At 71.4% G+C, this 23,937-nt stretch carries 23 protein-coding genes; 3 read left to right on the forward strand and 20 right to left on the reverse strand.

Annotated features, from left to right (window positions below; all coding sequences use genetic code 11):
• Positions 1-8 precede the first annotated feature (8 nt).
• A complete protein-coding gene (locus PV341_RS07800) occupies positions 9-269 on the reverse strand; it encodes a hypothetical protein (RefSeq protein ID WP_500357149.1) in 261 nt (86 codons plus the stop codon).
• Positions 266-799 carry a hypothetical protein gene (locus PV341_RS07805; protein WP_500357151.1) on the reverse strand — a complete coding sequence of 178 codons (534 nt, stop codon included), beginning with the start codon at positions 797-799 and terminating at the stop codon, positions 266-268. The genes PV341_RS07800 and PV341_RS07805 overlap by 4 nt, the downstream gene beginning before the upstream one ends.
• A gap of 408 nt (positions 800-1,207) precedes the next feature.
• Here PV341_RS07805 and PV341_RS07810 point away from each other — a divergent pair, with 408 nt between their 5' ends.
• The 3 genes from PV341_RS07810 to PV341_RS07820 all read left to right on the forward strand — a co-directional run bounded on the left by PV341_RS07810 (position 1,208) and on the right by PV341_RS07820 (position 2,402).
• A complete protein-coding gene (locus PV341_RS07810; RefSeq protein ID WP_500357152.1) occupies positions 1,208-1,408 on the forward strand; it encodes a hypothetical protein in 201 nt (66 codons plus the stop codon).
• Positions 1,409-1,577: 169 nt separating this feature from the next.
• Positions 1,578-1,718, forward strand: a complete 141-nt coding sequence (locus PV341_RS07815) for a hypothetical protein (protein ID WP_500357154.1) — start codon at positions 1,578-1,580, stop codon at positions 1,716-1,718.
• Between the two features lie 117 nt (positions 1,719-1,835).
• Positions 1,836-2,402 carry a hypothetical protein gene (locus PV341_RS07820; RefSeq protein ID WP_500357156.1) on the forward strand — a complete coding sequence of 189 codons (567 nt, stop codon included), beginning with the start codon at positions 1,836-1,838 and terminating at the stop codon, positions 2,400-2,402.
• Between the two features lie 3 nt (positions 2,403-2,405).
• Here the strand turns inward: PV341_RS07820 and PV341_RS07825 are convergent, their stop codons facing one another.
• From PV341_RS07825 to PV341_RS07910, 18 genes are all read right to left on the reverse strand, one after another.
• Entirely contained in the window at positions 2,406-2,783 is a 378-nt protein-coding gene (locus PV341_RS07825; protein WP_500357158.1) for a hypothetical protein, read from the reverse strand.
• A gap of 10 nt (positions 2,784-2,793) precedes the next feature.
• Entirely contained in the window at positions 2,794-2,958 is a 165-nt protein-coding gene (locus tag PV341_RS07830; RefSeq protein WP_500357160.1) for a hypothetical protein, read from the reverse strand.
• The gene (locus tag PV341_RS07835; protein WP_500357162.1) at positions 2,955-3,548 is read right to left on the reverse strand and encodes a hypothetical protein; all 594 of its coding nucleotides are present in this window, start codon (positions 3,546-3,548) and stop codon (positions 2,955-2,957) included. Before PV341_RS07835 ends, PV341_RS07830 begins: the two co-directional genes overlap by 4 nt.
• Positions 3,539-4,351: a hypothetical protein gene (locus PV341_RS07840; RefSeq protein WP_500357164.1), complete on the reverse strand. Its 813-nt coding sequence runs from the start codon at positions 4,349-4,351 to the stop codon at positions 3,539-3,541. The genes PV341_RS07835 and PV341_RS07840 overlap by 10 nt, the downstream gene beginning before the upstream one ends.
• Positions 4,351-5,055, reverse strand: a complete 705-nt coding sequence (locus PV341_RS07845; RefSeq protein ID WP_500357166.1) for a hypothetical protein — start codon at positions 5,053-5,055, stop codon at positions 4,351-4,353. Before PV341_RS07845 ends, PV341_RS07840 begins: the two co-directional genes overlap by 1 nt.
• The gene (locus PV341_RS07850; protein WP_500357168.1) at positions 5,055-5,726 is read right to left on the reverse strand and encodes a hypothetical protein; all 672 of its coding nucleotides are present in this window, start codon (positions 5,724-5,726) and stop codon (positions 5,055-5,057) included. Before PV341_RS07850 ends, PV341_RS07845 begins: the two co-directional genes overlap by 1 nt.
• A gap of 140 nt (positions 5,727-5,866) precedes the next feature.
• A complete protein-coding gene (locus PV341_RS07855) occupies positions 5,867-6,181 on the reverse strand; it encodes a hypothetical protein (protein ID WP_500357169.1) in 315 nt (104 codons plus the stop codon).
• 43 nt (positions 6,182-6,224) lie between these two features.
• Entirely contained in the window at positions 6,225-6,695 is a 471-nt protein-coding gene (locus PV341_RS07860) for a hypothetical protein (protein ID WP_500324225.1), read from the reverse strand.
• A gap of 15 nt (positions 6,696-6,710) precedes the next feature.
• The gene (locus PV341_RS07865; protein ID WP_500357171.1) at positions 6,711-7,178 is read right to left on the reverse strand and encodes a hypothetical protein; all 468 of its coding nucleotides are present in this window, start codon (positions 7,176-7,178) and stop codon (positions 6,711-6,713) included.
• Entirely contained in the window at positions 7,175-7,816 is a 642-nt protein-coding gene (locus PV341_RS07870; protein ID WP_500357172.1) for a hypothetical protein, read from the reverse strand. The genes PV341_RS07865 and PV341_RS07870 overlap by 4 nt, the downstream gene beginning before the upstream one ends.
• A complete protein-coding gene (locus PV341_RS07875; RefSeq protein ID WP_500357173.1) occupies positions 7,816-8,499 on the reverse strand; it encodes a hypothetical protein in 684 nt (227 codons plus the stop codon). The genes PV341_RS07870 and PV341_RS07875 overlap by 1 nt, the downstream gene beginning before the upstream one ends.
• A complete protein-coding gene (locus tag PV341_RS07880) occupies positions 8,499-9,164 on the reverse strand; it encodes a hypothetical protein (RefSeq protein WP_500357175.1) in 666 nt (221 codons plus the stop codon). The genes PV341_RS07875 and PV341_RS07880 overlap by 1 nt, the downstream gene beginning before the upstream one ends.
• 3 nt (positions 9,165-9,167) lie before the next feature.
• A complete protein-coding gene (locus tag PV341_RS07885) occupies positions 9,168-9,359 on the reverse strand; it encodes a hypothetical protein (RefSeq protein ID WP_500324220.1) in 192 nt (63 codons plus the stop codon).
• A gap of 26 nt (positions 9,360-9,385) precedes the next feature.
• Positions 9,386-14,167, reverse strand: a complete 4,782-nt coding sequence (locus tag PV341_RS07890) for a hypothetical protein (protein WP_500357176.1) — start codon at positions 14,165-14,167, stop codon at positions 9,386-9,388.
• 26 nt (positions 14,168-14,193) lie between these two features.
• Entirely contained in the window at positions 14,194-20,337 is a 6,144-nt protein-coding gene (locus tag PV341_RS07895; protein WP_500357178.1) for an RHS repeat domain-containing protein, read from the reverse strand.
• Positions 20,338-20,340: 3 nt separating this feature from the next.
• Positions 20,341-20,820, reverse strand: a complete 480-nt coding sequence (locus tag PV341_RS07900) for a hypothetical protein (protein ID WP_500324218.1) — start codon at positions 20,818-20,820, stop codon at positions 20,341-20,343.
• On the reverse strand, positions 20,817-21,650 hold the full coding sequence (locus PV341_RS07905; RefSeq protein WP_500324217.1) for a cupin: 834 nt from the start codon (positions 21,648-21,650) through the stop codon (positions 20,817-20,819). Before PV341_RS07905 ends, PV341_RS07900 begins: the two co-directional genes overlap by 4 nt.
• 76 nt (positions 21,651-21,726) lie before the next feature.
• Entirely contained in the window at positions 21,727-23,370 is a 1,644-nt protein-coding gene (locus PV341_RS07910; RefSeq protein WP_500324216.1) for a major capsid protein, read from the reverse strand.
• Between the last annotated feature and the right edge of the window lie 567 nt (positions 23,371-23,937).

Consider the following 23,937-nt stretch of genomic DNA (forward strand, 5'->3'; position numbering starts at 1 on the left):
ATCCCAGACTAGCCGCTGCGCCCGCCCGCAAGCTGGGCGTCCTGGGCCGCCAGCTGCGCCATCATCTGCTGCGCGTCACGCATGCTCATGCCGCCGCCCGTCGGCCGGCCGCGGTCGCCGTCCCGAGTGCGGCGGCGTCGCTCCCTGGCCGGTGGGGCGTACAGCTCGGCCCTGATCCGGGCCCGCTCGGCGTCGTCCTTGGCCGTCTGGTCCATGGTGGCCTCGGCCGCGGCGAGCATCTGCCGCAGCGTGAACGCGCGGATGTTCACGCCCTGGAGGAGGGCACTCCCATCCCACGCCTCCCACCCCTGCGCGATGCTGTCGCAGAGCCGGTAGACGACGTAGGAGGGCGCTCGTCGGCGCCACCTCCGTACAGCTCCACGACCCACTCCAGCAGCTGGACCAGGATGCGGTCCGGCAGCGGGAACGCGTCGACGACCTGCACCGGACCGTCTTCGACCTCGTCGGCGTACTTCTGGGCGTCGGTCCGGTCCGGGAAGTTCTGCAGGACGACCTCGCCGTCCTTGACGACATTGACCCGGGTGAACAGCTCGGCGGACTGCGGGAGCATCAGCTCCGCGAGGAAGGTCCGCATCGCACGGGCGGCGCCGCGCAGCTGGTTCGCGTCGATGGTCGACAGGTCTTCGAGGTCGATGCCGCTGGCCGCCCGCTGGGCCTCGATGAGCCCCTTGTAGGCGTCCATGAACTGATCGCCCATCACCTCGGGCTGGAACAGCAGTTCCTTGCCGCCGACCTCGGCGACGTGCGGCTCCGTGTGCAGCGCAAACGTCTTCTTCACGGGTGTGCCCTTGTCTCCCGCGCTTCGCCCGGCCCAAAACCAGCGGCGTACGAGGAAGGGTAGCCGGGCGCTCGTCTCCCCCTCAGTTGGTCAGCACCTGGACGCTTTGTTTGTGGCCGTTCACCCACGCCGAAGCGGGGGCTTGCCCTCACGAACCGATGCAAAGTTCCGCGAGTACTGGTAGCTCACGGGCCCTCACCGCCGACTGCTCGCGAAAGCGCCCAGGTCGCGGACTTGCCCGCGGCAATGGCTCTCGGGTTGAAGTCGGCGGTGGCCTGCTCCGCTGACCCACCACCCCGAGCGTGAACACGGAATACGTCTTGACAACGCTCTCAGCGTCGGCCGCCCCGCCGTGAGACAAAAGACGTCCCCAACCGAACGGGCGAGCAGCCCTGGAGAGGACCCGCCATGCCTATTTCCTGGTGGCGCAAGGACGAGGAGGGCCGCGCGCCGGCCCACCAGCCGGAGCCGGAGAAGTCGCTGGAGGAGTGCGCGCGAGAGGAGCTGAAGCGGGTCCGCCGTACCCACCGGATCAGCCTGTTCGCCTTCGGCCTTGCGGTCTACGAGGCGGTGATCGCCACGGCCCAGCAGGTGCAACAGATGCTGTAGCCAGGCAGCGCGTAGGCGACTTCCGCTCACGGCTCCGCCCGGGCAGGGCGACACTGGGAGCGTGAAGCTACCTCGTGTGAAATGCCCGACCTGCGACCGGCCCATCGCGGCCCGGCCCGTCGCGGGCAGCCTTGGACGGGGCCGCCTGTGTCGGCACGACGAGCCTGACATGCGGAGGGAGTACCAGGGCGCCCTGGTCTCCTGCAAGGACTCGTTCGCTGTCGTCGATCTGCCCACAGGCGCGCACCAACTGGAGCTCGTCGACGAGGGTGGCCAAATCATCAACGGGGGAGCGCCACCCCTGTTCTGACCTGGGGTGACGTCGAGCAAGCAGTAAGCACACGGCCGCGACGCCACTCTTGGCCCCGCCGCGAACATGGTCTACATTCACAGCCTCCTCACAAGACCTCTGCGACGAGAAGGCACTATGGACGCTACGAAGGCTCGCGCCGTCGTTGACCGCACCGTCTACCAGGGCGAAGGGGTGCTCGCCTTCGGACCCGTGACCGATGTGAAGCCCTCGGCAATCGAGTTCGCGGACAGCAGCCCGAACTTCTGGATGGCCCCGACACAGCACCGGCTCATACTCGTCAGCGAGGCATCCGGTATGGCGTTCTCCCACCTCTGGCCGGAGATCAAGGTGATCGAGATACGTCGGAAGATGTTCGCAGGCAGCTACCTGCACTTCGACCCGGCCGGGCTGGGGGCCGACTTCGGCCTCGCGATCTACAAGCTCGACAAGGACATGGCGAAGGCATTGCCTGCCCTCTTGGCTAACAAGGCACAGGCGCCGACCCTGCCGGTGGAGTCGACGACGTACAGCGCCGTCACCGCCAAGAATGAGCCGAAGTGGGTACCGATCCTCGGCGAGGACCGAGTTGACTTCGTGTGTGACGCTTGCGGCGGCAGCTGCGGTGGCGTGATGAAGGGCGAGACTTCCGTGCAGTCCAAGTGCATGTCCTGCCTACGAACCGTGATCAAGCCCGACGTTTGATCACTACCGGCCACGCTCGAGGGCCCGCAACATGAAGTCGTTTGGCTTCGTGCCCGGGTGCCGCACGTACGCGGCGAAGACCTCGCGGCCGCCGATCTCGAACCGCAGCACCTTCTTACGGCGCGGGCGGATGATGTGCGGACTCGTACCGTCGAGAACAAAACGCACTGCCGGGTGGTCGCAGATGATGACGCCCTGCAGACCCTTCGGGCCCTCGGTCACCTTCCACGACACGTACGCGCCCATGCGGCCCGGCGCGCCTTCCTCGGCATAGCGGGCGACGCGGGCCGTGCGCTCCCGCAGCTTGCGCTCCACGCGTCCACCACGCAGCCGCAGGAGCCGGCTCAGGCGGCCCTGGTCGATGTAGACCTCAACGCTCACAGCGGCCTCCTCACGGGCGCAGCAGCAGGTACGTGTCGCCCTGCCCGTCCCTGTGGAACTCGCCGGTCGCCACGGCGTCCGGGGAGATCTCCGCGTAGTCGTAGGCCCGCACCTCCACGACGCCGCGCTCCTCCTCGATGCGCTGGAGCAGCGCGATCAGGTCGCTGCTGTTCACGAGGTGTCTCCTCCTGGGCAGGGCGAGCAGCCGGGCAGGGCCACAGTGACGCGCTGCTCAAAGCCGACGCAACCGCCTTCCGGGCCGACGGTCCGGGAGGCGCCGAGGACGAACTTGCGGCCGCGGCGGCGGCCCGGTTCGGTGCCGGGCAGGCAGCACAGCATGGCGTTGTAGACCGTCACCTGGTCGATGTGGAGGATGCGCGCCGCGTCGGCCAGCTCGTCACAGGACGGCGGGCAACCGTTCTCGTGGAGCGTCGGCGCGCACCGCAGCAGCGTGACGACCAGCTCGACGGCGGTCGTCGGCGGGGGCGTGCAGCCGCGCAGGCCACGCACCTCCCGGTCCTCAGCGGGGAACGTCGTCGATGGGTAGATGCGGGCGACGTTGACCGACAGTTGCCCGCCGGTCGTGGCCTCCGAGCACGGGTCGTCGCAGCGGTCCCACGCCGGCGAGCCGGGCACCACGCACGCCCCGCAGTCGGGGCAGCCGGGCTGGCCTTCGATCTCGGCAGCAGTGGTCTCCAGCGCAGCGCACACGCAGGCGAGGACGGACTCGGCCAGGTCGTGCAGGGCGAGCGGGGTCAGGGCCATGTCTGGACTCGCGGCCTCTTGAAGTCAGGTGAGTAGACCCGTGACGGTGAGGCGAGCCGGTACGGGTTCACGACGCTCAACCACAGGTCGACGATGGGCAGGCCGGTGCGGCCGTCGGCGTACAGCAGCGTCGGATCCGGCATCTCCATCTCGAAGCCCTGCCGGACCAGGCGCGTAGCCCGCGGGTTGGCCTTACAGCCACACGACCCGGCCCCGCCGCACCCCCGCATCAGGTGGCAGGTCAGCTCGGACACGGCGGCGATGGCGGCCTCGTCGAGGGGCAGGCCCCACCGGTACGTGACGGTGAACGTCCCCGGCGTGCCGGGCGGCTCGGCCATGTCCTGGCAAGTCGGCCACTGCTCACCGTCGGTCCGTACGAGCCGGCCGGGCGCGTCGACCCGGTACGCCTCGGGGACCAGGACCTCGCCGTCGACGTTGACCTCTGTCACGTCGTAGACAGGCCCGGGCAGGTAGACCTCGGACAGCTCGCCGCAGGAGCAGTCCGACTTGCAGCCGCACGCGATCGACGCGTTCCGCCACATGCCGTCGGCGCCGATGTACGGGATCCAGCCGCCGGTACCGGCGTACCCGGCCTGGAACGAGACCGGACCGGAGTCCAGGCAGGCCCGGCGACACGGCCTCACGGTGACGGGGCACGGGCCCCAGCGCATCCCGGATAGGCGCCACAAGATCTGTGAGGCGACCTTCTGCCACCGCTCGACGACGGCCGGGTCCTGGTCGTCTGGCACCTCACAGCACAGGTCCACGTCCCACGGGTCACACGGACCGATCTGCAGCGGCATCAGCGCCTCTTCTCGTACGCGCAGGCCTGCGGGAAGGCGCGGCGGATGTGGTGGCCGACGGCGCCGTTGGTGAAGGCGTCCGGCATCGTCGACAGGAACGGCGAGTCGGCCGGGAAGCGGGGCATGCGGTGCAGCACCTTCACGTCGTCGATGCGCTCGCCGCCAAGGCCGGCGAGGTTGCCGTACATCGTTCGCTTGTGGAGCACGTCGAGATGGCGGCCCGCGTCCAGCGCCGCCAGCATCGCCGCCTTGTCGACCGGCAGCGGGACGTGCAGCTCGTACGACAGCGGGTCCGCGTGACCGAGGCTCACGAGGAGATCCCGCGTCTCCCGCAGCCCCCACAGGTAGCTCCCGTTGCCCCGGCTCGCGTAGTACGCCTCCACGTCGCGGACGGGCCCGCGGTGCAGGACGGGCATCTCCTCGATGGGACGCATCACGAAGAAGTCGTCATTGCACAGCAGGAACGGGTCGCTGATCTCCGGGTGCTCGGACGCCAGCCGCACCGCGCTTGTGGTGTTGGCGTACTTGGTCCGCCCGGCCTGCTCGGTCGGGACGTGCCGGACACCGGCCACCCACGCAGGCAGGTAGCCGATGATCCACACGCGCCCGTGCGGGAGGTGCGCCGCCCAGCTCCTCAGTGCGTACCTGAGCTGCTGGTTGACGGCGCCCTCACGCACGGGCACGACCAGGTCGAGCGGCTCCATCAGGACGCCAGGCAGAGGCCGCCCGTGACCGGGGTGTACTCGCAGACCGGCTCCGGCGGAGCGACCGACGTCAGGAACGTCCGGCGGTGACAGGTCGCCCCAACCGGGGTGAGGAGCGGGCCCGCCGTACCGGCCGCGTCGATCGGCATGACGTCGTACGGGCCGGTGCCCCAGCCGCCTCCGGCACGCGTCGCGCCCTGCAGCTGGAGCGTGACGGCCTCCGCACCGATCTCCAGGTCGCCGAGGATGCCGTTCGTCACCCACGGCAGCAGGAAGTAGATCCAGGCGCCGTCTCCCGTGCCGTCGGCGGCGCACACGTCGTCGCCGAGGACTTCGGCCCAGAACTCCAAGGCAAAGCCACTGTCGCACTTGATGGAGCAGTCGTCGTAGCCGATCGGCTTGCCGTCGAAGCCGAACACGACCGGGTTGCCGGTGGTGATCTCCAGGAACTCCGGGCTGACGCTGAAGAAGTTGATCTCGACGTCGTAGTTCTGCAGCGACGGGCAGCCCTTACGGAACCCACACTGGCGGCCATTCGCCGCCTTGTAGGTGATGTCCTCGCCCTCCTCGATGGAGGGGTTGAGCGCGATCGAAGCCAGGCAGTCGAAGACGAATCCGTTGTCGTCGCCACAGACGGGACGGCCACAACTATCGAGCCTGGTTACCCTCACAACATCGAGGTTTGCGATCAGCGGGCAGGTCATGGGGCCCTCCCAACAGGTGTTGGTAGCCCGGCCCAGAACCAGCAGCTCTGCCGACCAGCATAACCAGTCGGCAGAGCCGCACACCTGGTCTCTTACCGTCCGTCAGGTCAGGTTGGGCCCGCCTCGACGGCCGTGCAGTGCACGGTCACCCCAGGCGCGGCCTGCGGGACCTGGAGGATGGCGATGCCGAGGAGCGTGACCGCCGGGGAGCGGCGGACGGAGAACGTCACCGCGGCCGCCGACAGGGCGGTGATCCGGCACTCGGTCAGGTCGGCCACGGCCGTCTGCGTCGCGTGCGAGACCACAGGCGCGGCGGCGAACGGCGGCACGAAGTTGAACGTGACCGTGCCCGCCGCGTCGCTCACGCCCGTAGCCGCGAACACCCGCCGTCCCGTGGGCTGGTAGTCGCCTGCGGTGCTCAACCCGCCCGCTCCCACCAGAGCGTGGTACGCCTACCCGTCACAGCTACACCTCGCGGGTGGAGGTCACAAGGAAGTCCTGACCGGCGATGCCGGTGAACACGAACGCGTCCTGCAGCTGCTCGCCGGTGTCGCCGCCGTTGTCGACGCTCCATGTCAGCGTCGTGCCCTGGGGGACCGCGACGGCCGTCCCGCCACCGATGCTCACCGTCGGGGCCCCGGCGTAGACGAGGAGGGTCACCGAGCGGGCGCCGGCGGCGATCGTGACGGTTCCCGCGCCGGTCTGCCGCTGGATCGTGGAGTCGATCAGCGGGTTCGGCGGGGCAGGGTCCGGCTCGCACGCGCCGATCGTGCCCGTCGGGACGTAGGGGGTGGTGCCGTCGAGCGTGGTGTCGACGGTGCCGACCACCCCGCCCGCAGTGGTGTAGCGGCGGAGGAACTGGCCGACGTCGTCGCACAGCACCTCGTACTCGGCATCGCTGGTCGCGGCTGCGACGGATCCGCTGGTTCCGGACATGAGGACTCCTCGGGGTTAGGCGATCCGCCGGTAGCGGAGGGTGGTGAGGCCGTCGGCGTTGGAGGCGATGGTCGCGTTGGCGGCCGTGCCGCTGGTCAGGGTCCGGGACCCTTGCAGGCGGATCACGGTCGGCTGCGTGACGGTGTATTCGACCTGGATCGGGGCGGTGGCGTTCCCGCGGCTGTTGCCGTTGGCCGCGGAGTCCGGCGGGCTGAGCTGCAGCACCATGACCGTGCTGTCCGGCAACACGACACCGGCGGTGACGTCGAACAGGCGGGCCCTGATGAACGCCTCGGACGGCGACCCCACCAGGAGGCCGCACCGGACCGAGGCGTCGAGCTGGTAGGTGCCAGCGCTGGGCAGCGTCACCGACAGCGCGGTGTCGTTCCACGATGCCGACGGAGTAGGCACCAGGTTGAGGATGGTGGCCAGGGTCGCCGAGCCGTGCTCGACGTAGCGCAGGCTCGCGCCGGTTCCGCTCATGCGGGGGTGTCTCCTTCTGGGCCGATCCAGTGGGCCATCAGCCGGGTGCGGCCGTCGGCGTTGCTGACGACCTGGGCGACGCCGAGCTGCCCGATCCGGTAGGCGTGCAGGGCGATCTGGTCTCCTGCGGTGAAGGCGCGCAGGAACGCTCCGGTGCCGGTGCCCTGAGCGCCCGCGGTCGCGCCGGTGGCCTGGCCGCGGGACAGGCCCACGACCATCACCTCCTGGCCGACGATGACGCTGCCGTTCTCGAACAAGGCGGCGACCACAAATTCGCTGGCGACGGCGTTGGCGGGCAGTTGCACGCCCCCGCGTACGACGAAATTGACCTCCCAGATACCCGAGCGCGGGATCACCATCGGGGCGACCTCGGTGATCTCCTCGTAGACCCGGTCGGCGCCGTCGAGGTCGTGGGTCCCTACGCCGGCCCACGGGCCCTGTGCCCATGAGCTGTCGACGTTGACCGTCCAGGTCTGCGGGCAGTCACCGGCCGCGGGCGCCTCCACAGTGAGGCCCGGGCCCACCTCGAGCGCCGTCGCGGGGACGAGGAGGCCGGAGGCGGACCGGACGAGGGCGTTGCACGGGTCGTCGCTGACGGCCGTCGTGAGGCGGCCGGAGCAGCCGCAGGACCCGGCCATCAGTCGCGCACCTTGTGGGCATACAGGCCGCTGCGCCCGTTGGCGTCGGACACGATGCCCGCCTGCGTGGGCTGGGTGCCGAGCTGGAGCACCGTCTTTGCCTCCATCCGGAGCGTGGTCGGCCCGGCCACGGCCAAGTACGTCTTGATCGTTGAGGTGTCGTTGTCGCCGGTGGTCTGGCCTGCTCCGGCCGTGTTCTGCCGAACCTGCGTCACGAACAGCTCCGTCGCGGGCACGATCGCCCCGGCGGTGACGTTCCAGATCCGCGCCACGATGAACGTCCCCGCGATCCCCGTGAAGGACAGAACGCCACGGGCGACCATGGTCACGTCCCACACCCCGGCCGCCGGGAGCAGCAGCGCCGACGCGGTCACCGGCCCGTACGTGTTGTCCGCGAGCGGGAGCAGGTCGGTCGACGACACGACGTCGGTGACGAACTGGGCGGCCAGCCGTGCCCCGACCCGCCACTGCTCCGGGCAGTCCCCCGAGGCCGGCGCCTGCACGTCGATACTGACGGACCGCTGCGGCCCAGTCGGCGTCAGCGGCGTACTCGGCACGCCGCTCACGACGGTGCGCGGCACCAGGAGCCCGGACGCGGTCCGGCGCAGCCCGTTGCACGCGGCCGGGTCCACGGACGGGACGAGGCTGCCGCCTCCCCCTCCCCCGCAGCAGCCGCCCGCCATCAGTCGGCCACCTTCGTCCAGGCGATCACGGAGCCGCCGGTCGCCCCGGCCGCCATCGTGTTCGGGGTGCCGGTGGCGCCCTGGTAGCTGGACTGGACCCGGACGTCGTCCCCGGCCGCGAGCGTGAACAGCTTCGTTGTCGAGCAGGAGCCGTTCCGGCCCGAGGCCATCGACGCCCCGCCGGACAACGTCCAGTTCAGTTGGACCAGGTGCCGCGTCGTGGTGAGGATTGCCGCACCGTTCACCGTGAGCCTGGTCTGTACGAGCCGGTTGAAGGCGTTCTGCGCGGTGACCGTCATGCCGCCGGACACGTCCGCCGTGACCCGGTAGACGCCCGCCTCCGGGACGATGAACGACATGCCGGGGATGTCCGCCCAGGTGTTGATGGCGAGCGTCGTGAGGTCGAGCGGGGCGCTCGGGGCGACCTCGCCGAACAGCGGGGTCAGCCGCGCCCCGACCGTCCACGCGGCGGGGCAGTCGTCGGCCGCGGGGGCTGCCACGTCCACGTCGACCGACCGGCCGGTGCCGACGGCCGCGCCCGGGGCGACGCCGGCCACCTCCGTCCGGGGGACGAGGAGGCCGGTCGTCGTCATGAGCGCCTGATTGCAGGGGTCGGTGTCGAGCCGTGGCGCGATCCGGTAGGTGCTGCCGCACTTGCCTGGCACCGCTCAGTCCTCCGGGGTCTCGACGAAGCTGACCAGCGGGGCCGCGTCCAGCGCGGCCTGGTACTCATCGGCGGTCAGCTCCGTGTAGCCGTGGTCGAGCAGGACCTGGTCGTCGTCCAGGTTCCCGACCCGGGTCAGCCCGCCCTCGGGGTTGCGGTAGTAGCGCTCTACCGGCGGCGGCTGGGTGTCCGTCACGTCGTCTCCTTCGGTGAGGCGGCCGGTCAGCCGGCGGCGCTGGCCTTGTAGGTGTAGTTCGTGACGACGTCCGCACCCGCCAGGGCCGTCACCGACAGCACCGCGAGCGAGGAATCGTCGGTGTCGGCAACGGACCAGGTGAGCGACAGCCCGGCCGGGACGGTGACCGTGCCGGAGGACGTGGTCACCTGGGCGGTACCAGCGAGCACGGTCACCGTCGCGGACTGCACGCCCGGGGCCGTCGCCTTGACGTCGAACGTGCCAGCCGCGGTGAGCCGGTTCAGACCGGTGTTCACCGCTGCGTCCGCGCCGGACGCCCCCGCGCAGGAGCCGACGGCGCCGACCGGCGTGTACGGCGTGACACCGTCCAGGTCCGTGTCGAGGACGCTGACAGGGGTGCCGTCGCCGGCGTACCGGATGTGCCGCAGGAACGGCCCGGCTGTGTCGCACAGCAGCAGCGGCTCCCCGGTCAGGGTCTCGCTCGCCTCGCAGTCGACCGGCGCGACCGGGGTGTACGGGGCCGCCAGGTCGCCGTCCTCGTACGTGCCCAGCAGCTCCGGGGCCACGCCGCTGCACGGGTCGACCGCCCACAGCTCCGTGTACGAGGTGTCCGCGACGCCGTCGCCGTTGGTGTCGTCGCAACCGCACCGCTCCACGACCTGCCGCGTGCACGCGTCCGTCGCGGTCGTCGTCCCGGAGCAGATGCCCACTTCGCCCTGGACCGTGTACGCGGTGCTGCCGTCCAGCTCCGTGTCCGTGGCGGTCAGCAGCAGCCCGGTGCAGTCGTAGGCGTACGCCCGAAGGAACGGGATCGCGGTGAGCTCGACCCCTTCCGTCTCCACCGTGAGGGGGCGGATGACCAGGTCGCGGTTGAGGGCGCCGCCGGTGCTGAGGTCGGTGAACCGCACGGTGACGGCGCCGCTCGACGGAGCCGTGAACGCGAGAGGCGGCTGAGCGACCACGGCCCCGGCCGAGCCGCTGCCGTTGGACAGGTTGACGGTGCTGGTCGCGAGGACGGTCGCCCCGTCAAGGATGTCCGCCCGGTAGATCGCGTCGTTGGTGGCCGGCGGGGAGCCGCCCCCACCCCACCCGGCTTCGAACAGCAGCTCGCTGGCGGTGCCGCTGATGAGGCCGGTCACGGAGCGCTGCGCCACGCCGGTCACCGGGACGTTGGAGCGGGAGAACTGCAGCGTGTCGCCGATGACCACGACGTTCCCCGCCAGGGCGAACGAGTCGGCCGGTACCGGGATTGGCTCCGCTGGTGCGCTCACCAGGTCACAGAGCTGCCCCAATTGCACGGTGGAGCACGCCTCAGCGCTCGAACAAGGCGCCACATGCCAGCCGTCCGGCACGGCGTCCTGGCGCACCCCGTCCTCGTCCAGGTAGTAGACCGAGTCATCGCAGCAGACCATCCGCGTCCAGGAGCGGGTCTCGGGGATGACCTCGTACGTGACCTTGAGGTGCACCATCAGGCCGGAGCCGCCACCGACGGTCTCCTCCACGTCGAGGTAGAGGAAGTTCCGTCCGGCCTGCGCGCCCGGGATGGTGGCGGGGCCGAACGTGTACGTCGTCCCGTTGTGCGTGGCCGTCGCCGGCAGGGCCTGCCAGGCACCGTTGTTCAGTCGGAACGCGCGGCCGATCTGGTCGGCGTTGAACACCGTGGCCTGGATCTGGATGGTCGCCGGGTCGGCGTTGTCCGGCAGGTCGAAGAACGCGCGGGGGAACCAGTGCGCGTTGAGGAGCGACGGCCCCTCGTTCGGCTGGGCAGGGCTGGACTGCGCGGAGGCGCCGTTCGGGTGCGGGCTCACCCACCACGCCGGACGGGCGGTGTCGGAGTCCACGACCGACCACGCGCCCGAATACTGGTACTCGTACATGTCGTACCAGGGCGGATTGGCCGCCGTCAGGTCCGTGGTCCACTTCCACACCGGGTCCACCGAGTTGTCGTTCAGGTGGCCCTCGTTGGAGATGAACTCGACTTCCTGCGTCGGGTCCTGCTGGATGCAGACCTGGGCCGGCTGGCAGCAGGACTCCGGCTCGGGCGGCGCGGGCGGCTCGCACACCCCGGCGGTCCCGGCCACCGTGTAGGGGGTGATGCCGTCCAGGAGGGTGTCCGTGACGGTGGCGGCGCCGTCACAGGAGCGGCAGATCTGCCGCAAGAACGAGCCTCCGGGCACCACCGACACGGCACCGGCCCAGTAGGTGAAGAACACGCCGCACGCGGCGACGCGGCTGTTCGGTGCCGGTGCGGTGGTGAACGAGGTGACCGCGCCGGCGGTACGGAACCGGGCGCTGCCCGCAATCTGCGGGTCCGTCACGTACGAGCACGGGTCGGTCGGTGCGGCGTCCGAGGTGCGGGTCAGGACTCCGGTGGTCTCGTCGTAGGAGTAGCCGTCCGGCAGGCTCACGACTTCCAGGCCCGGCTGGAGCTGTGCGTGGCTGATCGTCGGGGCCGCCGCGAAATAGCGGACGTATACCGAGAACTCCACGATCGAGGGCCGGGAGAACGTCCACCGCGTCGCCGCTGTAACGGCGTGGGGGAAGGAGTGCAGCCCCCACCACGAGCCGTCAGCGTTGCTGAGGTTGGCCGCCATCGCCGTGGTGTTCGTGGCGCCGGTGGACGTCCAGCCGACGCCGTTGGACAGGGTGCCGGATGCGGCGGTCCCGGTGATCGTGACCGGCGCGGCGGTGGGCACATCGCACAGCACCAGCGTTTCGCAGTCGCGGCACTCGCTGCTACCGCAGCTCGTGGTGGGGGGCACGCATTGGGCGGCGTCGCCACTCACCGTGTACGGGGCGCCGTCCAGGTCGGTGTCCGTGACGGACAGGACCGTGCCGGTGGAGCACGCGGTCCGGATGGTGCGGAGGAACTGGGTGCCGCAGCCCGCGGTGGGGGCGAGGGTGGCGGTGACCGCGAACTGGTCGGCGATCCACGTCTTCTCGGTGCCGTTCTCGTCGTGGGTCTCCAGGTCCAGCGAAACGGCCAGGTCCCCGGACAGCAGCTTCTCGTACGAGACGGTGGCGGTGGCCGTGAGGTCGCGGCAGGACGGGAAGTTCCCGGACGCGCCGACGTTGGACAGCGTCAAGTTCGCGAGCGTGGTCGCCGGAGTGGTGCTGGCGTCCACGATCCGCCACCGGCCGCAGGTGAGCACGCCAAGGACGGGGCCCTGGTTGCAGGCGCGGCCCGTGACGGTGATCGTGACGTCGCCGGCTGGGCCGCATGGCGGGCACTCCACCGCATCGGCGCCGATGCTGGCGGCGATGTACCGGTGCGTGCCCGAGATGCCCGTGCCCTCGCCGCCGGGCGGCGGGGCGAAGGTGACGGCGCCGCCGTCCCAGAACGGCTGTCCGGGTGCCAGGTTGACCCGCTTCACGTTGCCGTCCGGCGGGTTCGGCTGGAACAGCGGCGTCGGGTCGGTGTCGGTGAAGGTGAGGAGCGGCCCGAGGTCGACCGGCGTCGAGTCGCACAGGACGAACGTCTGGGAGGTCGTGCACGGCTCGAAGCACAGGCCGACCGTGCCCGTCGGGGTGTAGGCGGCGCCGGCGAGGGTGTAGTCGCTGTGGCCGACGATGGCGCCGGTCTCGTCCCGTCGGAAGTCCCGCACGAACTGGGTGGCGACACCCGCGCCGTCGACGTCGCACAGCGGCACGAGGTCCTGGTCCGGCTGCTCCACACCGGCCGGGCACACGGTGACCGTGCCGGTCGGGGTGTAGGTGGCGCCGGTGACGGCGTCGACCAGGCGGACGGAGTCGATCGCCCCATCTGCGTCGTAGCTGTATTCGATCAGGACCAGGCCGAGGACGTCGCCCGTGCCCGGGTCCACGTCACAGAACGTGCCGGACAGCTGGATGGACTGGGAGGAGCCGCAGGCGACGGTGCCGGCCGGGGCCGCGCCCGCGCTGTAGGCGCCGGTCAGGAGGTTGATCCAGCCCTCGGAGGACACGGCGCCGTCGCAGTCCCGGATGACCGTGACCGCGATCGGCGTCCCGTCCGCGAGGCACAGGCCGACCGTGGCCGTGGGTGTGGTCGGCGAGGCGCACTCGGCCTGGGCGGGCAGGCAGACACCTACGGTGCCGGTCGGGGCGTAGGCGGTGGTGCCGTCCAGGAGGGTGTCTGCCGTGGTGGTGGTGCCCGCGGGGTCGGTGGTGAAGTGCCGCAGGAACGGCGTCGAGGTGCCGTCAGCCTGCACGTCGCACAGGAGCTGTGTCTGCCGGTCGACGCCAGCCGCGCACGGCACCGGCACGGGGTTGATGACCGGGTCTCCGGTCTCGACGTCCAGGTACGTGACGGCCGCGCTGCTGCACGCCGCGCACTTGAGGACCGCGGCGGCGCGGATCTCGCCCGCCCCGGCGTCGTAGCAGATCTGGCCGAGGACGACCGGGGTGTCCGCCGTGGCGTCCGGGCAGTCGACCGGCCCGACCGGGGTGTACGGGGCGGCGAAGTCGCCGTCCAGGAAGGAGCCCAGGAGCTGCGGGGCGCCGCCGTCACACGGGTCGAGCGCCCACACCTCCACATAGGTGACCTCGCCGGTGCCGTCGCCGTCGGCGTCGTCACAGCGGGCCCTCGTGCTGATCTGCCGGGCGCACTCGGGGCTCGGGTCACCGCACCGCCCGAGTACGCCGGTCGGGGTGTAAGGGGCGCCGGTGGCCGGGTCGACGATGCGCGTACCGACCCGGTCCCCGCTGATGGTGTCGTAGACCGGCTCGACGAGCGCCAGGCCCGCCACGGTGCCGTCCGGCAGCACGTCGCAGAGCAGCACCGTCTCCACGTCGACGCGTGGTACGGCCGCCGCGCCGCTGACGATCACGGGCCCCTGCCCGCAGCATCCGCTCATTACAGGGTCACTCCTGACGTGAAGGTGATCGAGACGGTGCCGGTACCCGCCGTGATGGTGAGCGGCCCGGTAAGAGCGGCGTCGGGCTCACGCGCGACGCTCCAGGTCGCCGACTCGGTGACGTGGAGCGTGCTCGTGCCGTCCGCGGTGGTGATCGTGGCGCTGTCGCCATGCGCCACGGCGGTGACGGACTGGAGCGCCGCGTACCCTGCCGCGTCCCAGGTGGCGCCCGGGGTCAGTTCGATCCGCCGCGCCTGGACGCCCTGCGCCGGGTCCGCGCCGCCAGCGGCCTCGTCGCAGTCGACTGGGGCGACCGGGGTGTAGGGGGCGGTGAGGTCCTGCGTGTAGGTGCCGAGGCTGGTGAGGGTGCCGTCGCAGTCGACACCCAACAGCTCCAGATACTCGGTATCCGCGACGCCGTCGCCGTCGGTGTCGTCGCACCGGCAGCGCTCGAGGACGTTCTGCACGTCGCACGGCGTTACCGACCCGGCTGTCGTGCCGTCAGCGGCGCACTGTCCCGCCTCGCCTTCCACGACGTAGGGCGTGGTGCCGTCCAGGCCGAGGTCCTGGGTCGAGGTGAGGCCGCCGTCGCAGTCGAAGGTGAAGCGCCGCAGGAACGGTGTGCGCGTGACGGTCAGTACCGCCGTCCGCACCTCGAACGGCATGAGGAACAGGTCGCGGTCGTTGATCGGGCCGCCGGTCGTCTGGTCGGTGAACCGGATCGTGACCGCGCCCGTTGCGGGGGCGATGAACGCCAACGGAGGCATGTCCTCGGACAGCACGCCGCCGGGGAACACGTTCGACCCGTTGGAGACGTTCCGAGTCCTCGTGGCGAGCACCGTTGCGCCGTCGAGGACGTCCAGCCGGTAGATCGCGGCGTTGCCGACCGGGTCGGAGCCTCCCGCGCCGATCCATGCGGAAGCGAACCGGAACTCGTACAGCGTGGCCGGGAGCAGCCCGCTTACCGTCAGCTCCGCTACGCCGTTGGCCGGCTGGTTGGCCTGGGCGAACCAGAGAGTCGTGCCGTTGTTGGCGGCCACCACGTTCCCGGTCAGCGTGAAGTCGCCGGCCGGGGTCGGGATCGGGGCCTGAGGGTCGTAGGTCAGATCACAGAGCTGGACGACCTCGGTGTCCCCGCACGGCTCGACGACCGTGCCGCCGCTGCCGGTCGGGGTGCACTGTCCGGCCTCGCCGGTGAGCGTGTAGGGCTGCCCGTCGAGGGTGGTGTCCGTGACGGCGGTGACCGTGCCGGTCTCGCAGTCGACGGTGACGGTGCGGAGGAACTGCGTGTCGCATCCGGTCTGGTCGTACGCCGTGGTGGCGGTGAACGCGGAGAGCTGCCAGGCGGTGCGGCGCGGCGGCGGGCAGGTGGCGCCGCTGTCGTCGTAGGCGTCGAACGCGACCAGGACGACGATGTTCCCGGCGGCGAGATCGGCGGCGGGGACGTCGGCCTCGGCGGTGAGCGTTCCGGACCACCCGGCGGGCGTGTCGAGTGGGGCGAGCGCCAGGGCTACCCGACCCGCTTCTCCGGGGCCGTTGTAGAGGCCGAGGAAGCCACTGTTCCGGCACCCGTTATCGGGGCCGAGCTGGGTGACGTCGACCTGCACCGTCACGTGCGCGGTGCCCGCGTCACAGACCGGCCGCGGCGCCTGGATGACCGCCGCGGCGGTGCGTACGGTTCCGCCAGTGCCCGGCTGCGGACCCGCCGCGTCCGGGAAGACGAGCGTGCCGCCGTCCCAAAGGGTTTGAGCCCCGGGCATGGCCACGCCCGTGGTGTACGGGTAGTACGGCCCGCCGGGGGTGTCGGTGACGGTCGGCGCAGGGTCGCCGTCGGTGGGCAGGTCACACAGCAGGAGCGAGCTGGAGTTCCGGCACGGTTCGGCGGCCGGGGAGCAGACGCCGACGGTGCCCGCCACGGTGTACGGCGTGGTCCCGTCGAGGGCGAAGTCCGCGACGGTGGGCGTAGCGATACCGGGGGTGTAGGTGAGGCGGCGCAGGAACGGCGTGCTCGTGCCGTCGTCGGCGACGTCGCACAGGGTCAGGGTGCTGTCGGTGTCGCAGCACTCCTCCTCGTCGCCGCCGGCCGCCGCGCACTGGCCGACGTCGCCGGTGACGGTGTACGGGTCGCCGTCCAGGGTGGTGTCGCTGGTGGCGACGACCGCGCCGGTCTCGCAGTCCGTGACGATCGTGCGGAGGAACTGGATGCTCTCGTTGCTCGCGCAGTCCGTGAGCTGGACCGTGGCGGAGAACTGGTCGGCGGTCCACTGCTTGGCGGTGCCGTGGAAGGTCTCCAGGGGGAGGCCGACGAACAGGTTGCCGCTGGTGAGGTCGGCGGCCGTGACCGGAGCGGACACGGTGAGCGTCTTCGTCCAGCCGGGCGGCGCGTAGGTGAGGGCGTCGTCGAAGTCCAGGAGCGTCGTCCCCCGGAAAAGCCGCAGCGCACCATCCCACGCTTGCCCGGTACCGGGCCCGTTCTGCGTGACGCGGACGGAGACGGTGAGGGTGCCGCCGGACGTCTCGCACCCGGCCGGGGCGACGGCGGTGATCCGGCCCGTGGCCTGCGCGTGTTCCTGGTTCGGGCCCGTCCCAGCCGGATAGACCAGCGAGCCACCAGACCACAGCGCGGTGTACGGGCCGGGGAGGTTGGTGAACTGGGTCTGTCCGACGTCGGCGGACGTGGCGTCCGTGATCGCCGCGGTGACTGGCCCGCTCCCACCGGCGGGCTGGTCGCACAGGAGGACCGTGGTGCCGTTGGTGCAGTCCTCGCCGTCGTCGCCGGGCGGGCAGACGCCGACAAGCCCGACCGGCGCGTACGGCGTGACCCCGTCCAGGCCGGTGTCCAGGACGGTGGGGGTATCCGCGCCGGGCAGGTAGACCAAGTGCCGCAGGAACGGCACCGGCTCGGCCCCGTCGACGAGGTCACAGAGCGGGATGACCGCGACGTCCGGCGAGGGCTCCGGCTGCTCCTCGGGGCACACGTCCAGGTGGGTGCCGCCGGGCAGGGCGACGGGGCCCCAGGTGATCGGGTCGACGTAGTTGACCGACAGCCGGTCACCGGTCTCGGTGTCGTACCGGACTTCGGCGAGGATGCGCTGGATGATCCCGCCGCTGGCGTTGTCGACAACGCACATCGGCAGCAACTCGACGTCCACGCCGGGCTCTTCGACCGACGCCGGGCAGACGCCGACCGTCCCTGTCGGGGTGTAGGTCGTGGCCCCGTCCAGGGCGGTGTCCGCGCTCGACGTCAGGGCGCCGTCACAGTCGTAGGTGAGGGTCCGCAGGAACGGCGTCACGGTCCCGCCTGCGGCCGTGTCGCACAAGGTCAGGGCCTCGGTGCGGGCGCAGATCTGGGGGACGATCGTGCCGCCGCCTGTGGCCGCGCACTGCCCGACCTCGCCGGTGACGGTGTACGGGGCGCCGGCGAGGTCCGTGTCTGTGACCGCGGTGACGGCGCCGGTCGTGCAGTCCGTGGTGACCGTGCGGAGGAACTGCGTCCCGCAGCCGTCGACGTCGTACGCGTACGCCGCGGTGAAGTTCCGCGCTTCCCACTGCTTGCCGTCCGGGGGCGGGCAGGTGGCGGTCTGGAAGGTCTCGACGTCCAGCCAGATCGCCACGTCCCCGGCCGCCAGGGCGGCGGCGGGCACGTCCGCCTCCACGGTGAGGGTCTGCGGCACCCCGACCGGGGTGTTGATCAGGCCGGTACCGGCCGCGAGGACCGAGCCGTCCGTGTGGAACAGGCGGAACCGCCCGGCACCGGAGCAGCCGACGCCGGGGCCGAGGTTCTCGACGTCGACGGACAGGCTCAGGTGCGCGGTGCCTGCGTTGCAGGCCGGGGCGTCCGCCTGGAGGGTTGCCGCCACGTACCGGTGGACCTGGGTGATCGTGCCGGGGTTCGTGGACACGTCGGCGGCGAACGTGATGGTGCCGCCGGACCACAGCGCCGCGCCTCCGCCCGGGCGGGCGATGAAGTCCCCGTTCGGGATGTCGGCGATGAACTGCTGTGCCGTGTCCGTGGCGGCCGGCTCGCCGTCGGGGTCGACGTCGTCCGGCAGGTCGCACAGGAGGAGGGTGCTGGCATTGCTGCACGTGCCGCTGCCGCCGTCGTCTGCGCAGCCGCACGGGCACGTGACGATCACGGCCGTGTCCGGGACGGTCTGTCCCGTCTCGATGTCGACGAGGGTCGTGGTGCCGTCGCGGCCCTGGACGACCTGCGCCCGCGCGCTTTCCCCGGCGGTAGCCAGCGTGAGGCGGGCGTCGAGGGCGCCCCACGCCACGGTGGGGATGTTGTTGTCGTACTCCAGGGTCAGCGTGTGGGAACCCGCCGGGAGCGCGACGGTGAACGTCCGGACCGGCGCCCACGCGTACCAGTAGGTGATGGGGTCGTTGATGTCGGGCGAACCCGGCACGGCCGAGTAGTCCGTGAGGAGGGCGCCATCCAGCCAGATGCGGTGCGGGGCATCGTCGGCGCGGGCCGAGACGCTGATCTCCGTCACGATGGCCGAGGTCGTGAACGTCTTGCGGAGGTAGTGCCAGCCGGCGACCGATCCTGACAGGCCGGTGATCAGCCCGGGGCGCTGCTGGCCGGTGATCGGGCCGAAGCCGGCGTTGTACGGGGTCGGTCCCGCGGGCCCCCAGGTGAGGGCGTTCGGGTCGGCGACCGGCGGGGTGCCGGCCTGCGATGCCTGCTCCCATGTCCCGTCAACGGTGGTGCCGATGTCGAGGGTGCCGGAGGTCACGGCGGGCGCGTAGCAGACCTCTCCGAGGGTGAGCGGCACGCACTGCTCGTCGGGGCCGGCCGGACTGCAGACGCCGACCGTGCCCGTCACGGTGTACGGGGCGCCGTCGAGGCCGTAGTCCGTGTGGCCGGTGACCGCGCCCGATGCGGGGTCGCGCCGGAAGTCCCGCACGAACGGCACCGAGGAGCCGTCGGGCTGGACATCGCACAGGACCGTCAGGTCCTGGTCGGCGGCGTTCGCGGCGGCGCCGCCCGGGCAGACCGTCAGGTCGCCTTGCAGGGTGTAGGTGTTGCCGGTGGCGGGGTCGACCAGGCGCACCGAGGCGAGGGAGCCGTCCGGGTTGTACTCGTACTCGACGAGGACCAGGCCGAGGACGTCGCCGGTGCCCGGGTCGACGTCGCACAGCAGCCCGGCGAGCTCGAACGCGCGGGAGTCCCCGCAGGCCTGCGCGCCGACGGGCGGGGCGCCCGCGCTGTACGTGCCGGTGGTGAGGTTGAGCCAGCCGTCCTGGGTGGTGGCGCCGTCGCAGTCCCGGGTGATGAGGACGGCGATCGGGGTGCCGTCGGCGAGGCACAGGCCGAGGGTCGCCGCCGGGGTCGTGGGGCTCGCGCAGTCGCTGGTGCCCGGGTCAGCGGTTCCGGCGCAGACCCCTGCGGTGCCGATGACGACGTGCGGGGTCTGCCCGTCGAGGGCGACGTCCTCGTACGTCGCCGTCCCGTTGAGGAAGCTGTACCGGCGCAGGAACGGGCCGGTGTCGTCGCATAGCGTCACCGTCTCCGACTCGGGGCACCCGTAGGTGCAGTCGATCGGCGCGGTCGGCACGTACGGCACCGACGGGTCGTCCTGGTAGGTGAGGACGAGCTCGGCGGAGCCGTCTTCGTGGATGCACCACAGCTCGCTGTACGTGGCGTCGGCCTGGCCGTCGCCGTCGGTGTCGTCGCACCGCTGGCGGCACACGGTGTCGATGCACTCGCCGGCGCAGGGCACGGGCGAGATCGGCACGTAGGGCGTGGACGGGTCGCCCTGGTACGTGAGCAGCAGTTCGGCTGTGCCGTCGGCGCGGACGCACCACAGCTCGCTGTACTCGGTGTCGGCCTGGCCGTCGCCGTCGGTGTCGTCGCACAGGTCGCGCGGCACGATGTCGGCGCACCCGGACTCGCACGGACCGGCATCAGCGGGCGGCGGCCCAGCGGTGAACAGGCCGGTGGCGGCGTCGATCCAGCCGACGGCCTCAGGATCGGGCGCGGCCTCGCCGCACTCGACGCAGCCGGACCGGACGACGAGGAGAACCGTCGAGCCGTCCGCACGGCACAGCGCCGCCGAGGCGATCGACGGCGCGCAGCAGGTGGTGACCTCTACCGGGGTGACGTCCCCGCCAGGGGCACAGGGGACCGGCTCAACGGGCATGGGTTACGCCTCCGGGTGTGCCTGGCGCTGGTGGAGGTCCCGCCCGCGCTTCGTGGAGAAGTCGCGCGGGCAGCCGCCACACGCGAACCTGCCGTCCGAGTTGGGCCCTTCGTCCGTGCCTGCGTCGCTTCGATCGCTGTCGTCGGCCGGGGCGTCCTCCAGCGGCGCGAAGTCCGGCGGCGGCAGCGGCACCGCGTCCGGCGGGTACGCCGAGTCCGGGACAGGCGGCAGCGGTTCCCCGGGGATCCCCTCCCTCTCCGGGACCGCTGCCGCCTGCGGCTCATCAGGTGACACGTACGGCCGTCCGTCGACGACAGCGCCGATCAGCAGCTCCTCCGCGATGTCGGGGAAGAGGCGGGCCGGGACGGCGAACGTGTGCGGGCCGACGGTGCCGACCTTCGGGCGCTGCGCCACGGCCCAGCGGGCGAAGCCGACACGGCGGTCCCTGGTCGGCTGAATGTGGATGAGGTTCCTGCTGCTCACGGGCAAGTCACCACCGAGATGGCGCACACGACGCAGGTCGTGGCGACGACATAGGTCCGCTCGACCAGAACGCGCCGGTCGTTGTTGCGGATGTTGACGGACTGGCCGGGCTGGTCGGGCACGGTCACGGTCGGGCCCCGGCGGACAACGACCGGACCGGTGATGTACAGCCAGGCGGTGCCCGGGTCGGCCGGGATGTTGCCGGGGCCGGTGTTCATCGCCGAGTACCCGGCGCCGATGATCGTGCAGTTTCCGGCAAGGGTCCGCAGGGAGCCGCTGGCGGGGTCCTCGCGGACGAGGTTGCAGCAGCCCAGCAGGGCGGCCGCGCCGGCCGGGACGTGGAGGGTGCCGACGCCGCCGTACGACTCGGCGAGGCAGCCCTCAAGGGCGGCGACGCCCTGCGCGATGTTCACCGGACCCTCGGCCGGGGTGAGGTCGACGGCTGTCGTCGCGAGGTGCTGCGTCCAGAACCCGGCCTCTACGGCCTGCTGCTCGCCGAGCTCCAGCGACGCCTCGGCGTGGGCGCGGGCCTCGGCGTAGGTCCAGCCCATCGTGGAGCACTCCGACCCGGCGTACACCGTGATGGGCTCGGCGTGCTCCAGCTCGGGGCGGCAGAACGTCTTCTGTGCCGGGGCGCCCGGGGACTCGTCATCGTTGATGCACGGGTCTTGCCACACCTGGACGGGGCAGCAGCCCAGCGCGAGCCACTCGACACCCAGCAGCTCGTGGACGTCGTCGACGTCGCGGACGTCCGTGCACGTGTTGAGGATGCCGTGCGGGAGCGCGGTGCCGGGGATGGCCTCGACGTACCTTCGCAGACCTGCGGCCACTGCTCGCCTCCGTGTTCATAGGGGTGTGCCGGGCCCGCGCCTCGGACGGGCCCGGCACGACTGGGGCGGGCAGGGATCAGACTGCGGGGCAGGTCAGGAGCTGCTGGCCGCCGGTGGTGCCCGAGGGGCAGACCGGGACGGTGACGTACCGCGTGTCGACGGAGCGGTCGATGAGCGCGATGCACTCCTCCGCGAACAGCGCGGTGTAGTCGTTCGTGGAGAACTTCGTGCTGTCGTGGATGACGCCGAGGTTGACCTCTTCACCGCGGCCCAGCTGGAGCTGGCCGGCCGGGTAGATCAGGAACGAGACCTCGTCCGGCCAGGCCGTGGCGGGGGTGGCGCCGCCGATGTCGGTCGGCACGGCCGGGGTCAGGTTGCGGGCCCACTGGATGCGGACGCCGAGCGGGCTGAACACGTCCTGCACGTCGGCGTTGGAGACCTCGTCGATGCTGACGCCGTTACGGCGGGCGATGTCGGCGAGGAACAGGTTCCGCGACCACCACGGGAAGACGACTTCCAGCGAGATCGAGTCACAGAAGCTGTGGCGCTCGATCATGTCGGCGGCCTGCAGCGCAACCGCGGCGAAGATCGCCGACACGGCGCCGAAGGTGGCGGGGATGGCGACCGGCGTGGCGAGGGCGATGGCCTGCGTCCACAGCTCGGAGCGGATGCGGATCTCGTGGGCCACCATCGTGTTGCGGAGGTACCAGGAGACCAGCTCCGGGAAGTGGCGCTGCGTCAGGATGCCCGCCTCCAGGCAGACACCGACCGCGTCACAGCGGACCTCGACCGGGTCCGGGCACGGCACCTTGAAGCAGGGCTTGGTGGCGCCGGAGATGTCGTCGGCCTCGGTGTGGACCCAGGTCAGCGCGCCCACGTCCAGCGACGGGGTCTTGTAGTAGCGCAGGCCACCCCGGGCGAGCTGCACCTCGGGCAGGTCCCACAGCATGTCCGGGCAGGACACGTCGGTGATCTCGTACAGCGTCTCCGACGGGGCGCACCAGCCGCCGGACGCGACAAGGTTGCTCTGCGGCAGGCGCCGCTGGTCGGCCGCGCGCATCGCAACCTCGGTGCCCTCCGGGGCCGACGAGGAGTCGGTGACGATCAGCTCCTGCGGGTACGGGTGCCGGTAGGAGATGACCTGCCCGACGCCGCCGCCCGCCGTCTTGAGGGCGTTCGCGCGGGAGATGATCCCGGCGGTGATCTGGCCGAACTCCAGAGCCGAGCCCGGGGTGTAGCCGGGGACGTCGACCGCCGCGGTGATGGACGTGGTCGGGGCCGGGGGCTCCGGCAGGACACGGGGCTGACGCTGCCGGACGTGCGACAGGTTCAGGGAGCGGCGCGCCATCGACGCGGTCTGCGCCTGCGGGACCGGCTCCGGCTCCACGGGCGCCGGAGGCTCCACGGCGGCGGCGGTGGCCGGCTCGACCACCGGCTCCGGCTCAACCTCGGTCTCCGCGCCGCCCTCGTCGCCGCGGACCTGCGCGGCCAGGGCCTCGATCTCCGCGGCGGCCTCTTCGGCGGCCGTGACCCGGGCGGCCTGCTCGGTGCGGATGGCTTCGACACCGGCCGCCAGCTCGCGCATGCGGACCAGGCCATCGGGGGTGACGTTGTCGGCGGCGGACAGCTGCGCGAAAGCGCCGCGGGCCCCATCGAGGGCCGCTGCCAGCGCATCGTCGTCGAGGGAAGTGATGTCCTCGGGAAGCTCGAACTCCGGCATGGGACGGATCTCCAGTGATCGATCACGATCCGTCCGGCCCATAACCAGCGACGCTGTCCGCCTAGCATAGCCAGACCGTCATGCGAACGATGCGGGAAGCCGAGCTAGGCCAGTGGCCCCGCGGGACTCACCCGGTCGGCCACTCAGTGTGCGCAGCTCGACACGGAGAGCGACTCTTTCTTTGGGCTCGCGGCTGTTGATGACCGCTCCTCTCTGCCAGTAGCGGCGGCTGCCGCCCGCTGCGGGCCCCTTCCTGGAGGTGACGTGTTGTCTCGAATAGCCATACCTCGGGCGTTTTGGGCGGGGGCCGTGAGCGTGGCCCTGGCGTCCAGTGCTCTGACAGGTGCCGCGTACGCCGATGGTGGCGAGGCTGCCGCCGTGAAGCCTGACGCTCAAGCCGGCCTCGCTGATCCGTGCTTTCTCTTCCCGTACTTCCCCGGTTACTGCCCCAGCCGCCCGGGCTATGGTCACCCGGGCCGCCCCGGCATTCCCGGACCTCCCGGCCCGCCTGGACCTCCCGGCCCGCAGGGGCCTGCTGGACCTGCTGGACCCGCCGGGCCGCAGGGA

The sequence above is a fragment of the Streptomyces sp. PA03-1a genome, assembly GCF_033792805.1.
Classification (GTDB): Bacteria; Actinomycetota; Actinomycetes; order Streptomycetales; family Streptomycetaceae; genus Actinacidiphila.